Here is a 5,116-nt window from a genome sequence, read left to right as displayed (position 1 = left end):
GTTTATGCGTGTTGGCGGGCGAGCGGCGGCGCGGGGGCCCGCGCGGACGGCGGTCCGTGGTATCGGGGCGCGTCCGCGCGGGGCGTCCGCGCCGTGGCGGTCGCGCATAAACGCTGTCTGCTCACGCAAACGCGTGCAGAGCGTGTTTCCGTGCGCGGATCGTGTTTATGCGTGCGCGCACACCCGCCCCGAAGCCCCGAGCCGCCCGCGGCCAGCAGCGACCCACCCCGCGCCCGACCGCCGGCCGAAGCCGACCCCGCTACACCAGCAGCTGATGCTTCGCCAGATCCCGGTACAGGGGAGTGGATGCCACGAGCTCGCTGTGCGTACCCTGACCGACCACCCGGCCGTTCTCGAGCACGACGATGAGGTCGCTGTCGACGACCGTCGACAGGCGGTGCGCGATTACCAGGAGGGTGCGGTCGGTCGCCACCGCGTCGATCGCCTCGCGCATGCGTTGCTCGTTCACGCCGTCGAGCGACGAGGTCGACTCGTCGAGCAGCAGCACCGGGGGAGCCGCCAGCAGGGCGCGTGCGATCGCGAGACGCTGACGCTCTCCGCCCGACAGCATCACGCCGTCCTCTCCGACGGGAGCGTCGACGCCGAGCGGGCTCCGCTCCAACACGTCGCCGAGGTTGACCTCGCGCAGGACGCGTTCGCAGTCGGCGTCGGATGCCGCGGGCGAGGCGAGTCGCAGATTGTCGGCGATCGTGCCGGCCAGGGTCGGGGCGTCCTGCTCGACGTACCCGAAGCGGGCCCGCAAATCGTCGCGCGCGAGCTCGCGGGCATCCACGCCGTCGACGAGGATCGCGCCGTCGGTCGGGTCGTAGAAGCGCTCGACGAGCGACAGGATCGTGCTCTTGCCCGCCCCCGACGGCCCCACCAGTGCCACGCGCGACCCGCGGGGCACCGTGAACGACACCCCGCGCAGCACCTCGCGGTCGCTCTCCGCGGGAAGCTCCTCCGTCTCGAGGTGGACATCGGCGAGGACCGAGCGGGCCTCCCGGGCCGCCGCCTCGCGTGCCTTCACGACGTGCTCGGGGTACCGGAACCGCACGTCGCGGAACTCCAACGCAGCGGCATCCGGAATCGAGCCCGCCGCCCGCGGCTGGTCGCCATCGCTCTCGAGGGGAAGATCGAGGACCTCCTGGATGCGTCCGAGTGCGCCGAGCGCCTGATTCACCGACGTGATGGCACCGATCGCCGAGGCGAGGGGCTGCACGAGCAGGAAGAGGAAGATCACGAAGGTGACGAGCGACGCGACGTCGATCGCTCCGGATGCCACGCGGTACCCGCCGACGCCCAGCACGACGAGCAGCGAGACCTGTAGCGCGACGAAGGCGATCGGAACGATCAGAGCCGACACCCGCGCGATGCGCACCCCGGCGTCGTACGCGGCGGTGGCGGTTCGCGTCACAGCCGCGGCCTCCCGTTCCGTCGCCCCGGCGGCGCGGATGGTGCGAATCGAGCCCACCGCCCGCTCGACCCCCGACGAGAGCTCGCCGACCCGCGCCTGGTGGTCGGCGGAGGCCGCGCGGATGCGCGTGCTGAGCAACACGACAACCGCCAGCGAGGCACCCACGACGACGACGATCAGTCCGAGCAGCAGCGGGTCGATGAACGCCATCGCGATCACGGCGCCGACGAGGATGAGCGCGTTGCCCACGGCATCCGCGAATCCCTGCGTGAGGACGGCATACAGCAGCGTGGTGTCGGTGCCCACGCGCGAGACGAGATCGCCGGTGCGGCGGGCGTCGAACTCGCTGATGGGCAGGCGCAAGATGCGGGCGATCAGGCGCCTTCGCGACGAGTACACGACCGCGGTGCCCGTGCGCTGAAGCAGGTAGTGCTGGAAACCCGAGATCACCGAAGACAGCACGACGAAGGCTACGAGCAGCCAGACGAGGGCGCCGAGGGGTACGGCGTTTTGCACACGCGAGATGACCTCGCCGACCAGCAGGGGCTGCGCGAGCGTCGCGGCGGCGCCCAGCACGCTGAGTACGGCGACCACGGCGAGGGTGCGCTTGTGCTCGAGCAGGAACGGCAGCAACTGGCGGAACGACGCGCGCGGCCCTTCGGGGGTGCGACGGCCGCGCCGGCCACGCGCGGGGGCGGGAGAAGACATGCGGACCTCGGGAAAGGAAGATGGGGTGCTTCGACCGTACCCCTCACCGCCGACACGGCCGGTCGAGCTGGTTCGCCGGTGGACGAAACTCCTGAGAAGCCCTCGGCGGCCGCGCGATGTCAGCCGCGGCCGAGGCCTGACAGCGCAGGAACTCAGGAGTTTGGCCCGCCACGCCCTCAGGCGGCCCCTGCCGCGACCCGCCCGGCCGCCCGCCCCGGCCACCCGCCCCGCGGTGGGCCCCCGGGGCAGCCCCGCCCCGCCCCGCGGCAGGCCCCCGGGACACCACGGCCCCGCCCCGCGGCAGGCCCCCGGGACACCACGGCCCCGCCCCGGCCCATGTCGGAGCCCCTCGATATGGTGGAGCCGTGTCTGAGCCCGTGATCGCCGCAAGAGACCTGGTCAAGCGCTACCGCGCGAAGGGCAAGGCCGACTTCGTCGCGGTCGACGGGCTGTCGTTCGAGGTGGCGCCGGGCGAGTCCTTCGGCCTGCTCGGGCCCAACGGCGCGGGAAAGTCGACGACCATGAAGATGATCGGCGCCGTCTCGACGCGAACCGCGGGCGACCTGAGCATCCTCGGCCTCGACCCCGATCACTACGGTCCCGAGATCCGTTCGCGGCTCGGTGTGATCCCCCAGCAAGACAACCTCGACGCCGAGCTGAACGCGCGCGAGAACCTCTACGTCTACGGCCGTTACTTCGGGCTGCCCGGCAAAGTCTGCGCGCAGAAGGCCGAAGAGCTGCTGGCGTTCGCCCAGCTCGAAGACAAGGCGACGAGCAAGGTCGAGCAACTCTCCGGCGGAATGAAGCGCCGTCTCACGATCGCCCGGGGGCTCATCAACGATCCGCGCATCCTGCTACTCGACGAGCCGACCACCGGACTCGACCCGCAAGCGCGACACGTGCTGTGGGACCGCCTCTTCCGCCTCAAGGAACGCGGTACGACGCTCGTGCTGACGACGCATTACATGGACGAGGCCGAGCAGCTGTGCGACCGGCTCATCGTCGTCGACAAGGGCCGGATCATGGCCGAGGGCTCGCCCGCGTCGCTCATCCGCGAGCACTCGAGCCGCGAGGTGCTCGAGGTGCGATTCGGCTCCGATCGCAACGAAGAGGCCGCCCGCGCCCTCGGCGGCATCGGCGACCGCGTCGAGGTGCTCCCCGACCGGGTGCTCGTCTACGCCCACGACGGCGAAGCCGCCCTCGAACGCGTCGTGGCCGCGGGGTACTCGCCCCTGACGTCGCTCGTGCGGCGATCGAGCCTCGAAGACGTCTTCCTCCGCCTCACCGGACGGTCGCTGATCGAATGAGCACACCCCAGACCCCGGATGCCGTTCGCCACCCCTCCGCCGACGAGTTGCGCGCGGAGGTGCTCGCGTGGGCGCGCAAGCCGCGCCGATACGGCTCCTGGTACGTCACCGAGCACATGGTCCGCACGATGCGCGCCTACGGTTGGACGATCGTCGTCGGCGCCCTCGGTCAGCCGATCCTCTACCTGCTCGGTCTGGGCCTCGGCCTCGCCGCGCTCATCCAGGGCCAGATCGACGATGGCGGGCGTGCCGTGCCCTACCTCGTCTTCATCGCGCCCGCGCTGCTGGCCACGGCGGCCGTGGGAGTGGCATCCGAGGAGTTCACGTACCCCGTGATGTCGGGCTTCAAGTGGCGCCGCTACTTCTACGGCTTCAACGCCTCGCCGCTGTCGTCGGCGCAGATCGCGAACGGCGTCGTCCTGGGTGCCTCGGCACGCATGTTCGTCGGCGTCGCGGCCTACTACCTCTTCATCTGGCTGTTCGGCGCCGTCCCCGAGCCCGCCACGGGATGGCTGTCGATCCCCGTGGGCCTGCTCGCCGGGGTGAGCTTCGGCGCGCCCCTCATGGCCTTCGCGGCTTCCCTCGAAGAGGACAAGGGGCAGTTCGCTCTCGTGCAACGGTTCGTCTTCGTCCCGATGTTCCTGTTCTCGGGCACGTTCTACCCCCTCTCGACGCTGCCGTGGTTCCTGCAGCCCATCGGATGGGTCTCGCCGCTGTGGCACGCGACCGAGGTCGGACGCATGCTCACGTACGGTCCCCTCGAGCCGCTTCCGGCGCTCGGACACCTGGCGTACCTGCTCGCGCTCGCCACGGGAGGGTACCTGGTGGCGCGACGCATCTTCGAACGGAGGCTCGCCGCATGAGCGCCGTCACGACCGAGCGCCCCGCGCGTCGCCGCGGCGGCGTCGGAGCCCTCTGGGCCGGCAACCCGCAGGCGGTGCTGCAGCGCAGCTTCCTGGCGGCGCGGTCGTCGAACTGGGTCGTGGTGGTATCGGGCTTCTTCGAGCCGGTGCTGTACCTGGCGTCGATGGGCATCGGTCTGGGCGCGCTCGTGGGTGAGGTCACGACCTCCACGGGCATGGTCGTCCCGTACGCCGCGTACATCGCGCCGGCGCTTCTCGCGGTCTCGGCGATGAACGGCGCCGTCTACGACTCGACGTGGAACGTCTTCTTCAAGCTCAACTACGGCAAGCTCTACGAGGGGATGCTGTCGACCTCGCTGGGTCCGCTCGACGTCGCGCTCGGCGAGATCCTGTACGCGCTGATGCGCGGGCTGGTCTATGCGTGCGGCTTCATGGTCATCATGCAGCTGTTCGGGCTGAATCTCGCGCCGACCGCGATCCTCGCCCTTCCCGCGGTGGTGCTCATCGCGTTCGGCTTCGCGAGCCTCGGCATGGCGATCACGAGCTACATGAAGACTTTCCAGCACATGGACTGGATCACCCTGATCATGCTGCCGATGTTCCTGTTCTCCGCGACGTTCTTCCCGATCACGACGTACTCCGAGCCGATCCAGTACCTCGTGCAAGCCTTCCCGCTCTGGCACGGGGTCGAACTCATCCGGGGGCTCACGACCGGGTCGCTCTCGCCCGCGCTGCTCTGGCACGTGCTCTACTACGTCGTCATGATCGCGGTCGGCCTGTTCTTCACGACCAAGCGCCTGCGCGCCCTGTTCCTCGACTGA

At 70.2% G+C, this 5,116-nt stretch carries 4 protein-coding genes; 3 read left to right on the top strand and 1 reads right to left on the bottom strand.

Features of this window, described 5'->3' with window-relative positions; all coding sequences use genetic code 11:
- Positions 1 to 259 precede the first annotated feature (259 nt).
- Positions 260 to 2,125, bottom strand: coding sequence for an ABC transporter ATP-binding protein (locus P2P98_RS16615; protein WP_275801371.1), 1,866 nt, complete (start codon positions 2,123 to 2,125; stop codon positions 260 to 262).
- 365 nt (positions 2,126 to 2,490) lie between these two features.
- Between P2P98_RS16615 and P2P98_RS16610 the strand changes: the two genes are divergently transcribed.
- The 3 genes from P2P98_RS16610 to P2P98_RS16600 are packed head-to-tail and all read left to right on the top strand — an operon-like array spanning position 2,491 to position 5,116.
- Positions 2,491 to 3,432: an ATP-binding cassette domain-containing protein gene (locus P2P98_RS16610; protein ID WP_275801370.1), complete on the top strand. Its 942-nt coding sequence runs from the start codon at positions 2,491 to 2,493 to the stop codon at positions 3,430 to 3,432.
- Positions 3,429 to 4,295, top strand: a complete 867-nt coding sequence (locus tag P2P98_RS16605) for an ABC transporter permease (RefSeq protein WP_275801369.1) — start codon at positions 3,429 to 3,431, stop codon at positions 4,293 to 4,295. The genes P2P98_RS16610 and P2P98_RS16605 overlap by 4 nt, the downstream gene beginning before the upstream one ends.
- The gene (locus P2P98_RS16600; RefSeq protein WP_275801368.1) at positions 4,292 to 5,116 is read left to right on the top strand and encodes an ABC transporter permease; all 825 of its coding nucleotides are present in this window, start codon (positions 4,292 to 4,294) and stop codon (positions 5,114 to 5,116) included. Before P2P98_RS16605 ends, P2P98_RS16600 begins: the two co-directional genes overlap by 4 nt.

This window comes from Microbacterium sp. Kw_RZR3, from assembly GCF_029222405.1.
Lineage (GTDB): Bacteria > Actinomycetota > Actinomycetes > Actinomycetales > Microbacteriaceae > Microbacterium.
This window is presented reverse-complemented; position numbering and strand designations above follow the sequence as displayed.

Excerpts from the sequence above, each read along its gene's own strand:
- P2P98_RS16615 (WP_275801371.1), bottom strand. The coding sequence starts at position 2,125 with ATGTCTTCTCCCGCCCCCGCGCGTGGCCGGCGCGGCCGTCGCACCCCC.
- P2P98_RS16605 (WP_275801369.1), top strand. The coding sequence starts at position 3,429 with ATGAGCACACCCCAGACCCCGGATGCCGTTCGCCACCCCTCCGCCGAC.
- P2P98_RS16600 (WP_275801368.1), top strand. The coding sequence starts at position 4,292 with ATGAGCGCCGTCACGACCGAGCGCCCCGCGCGTCGCCGCGGCGGCGTC.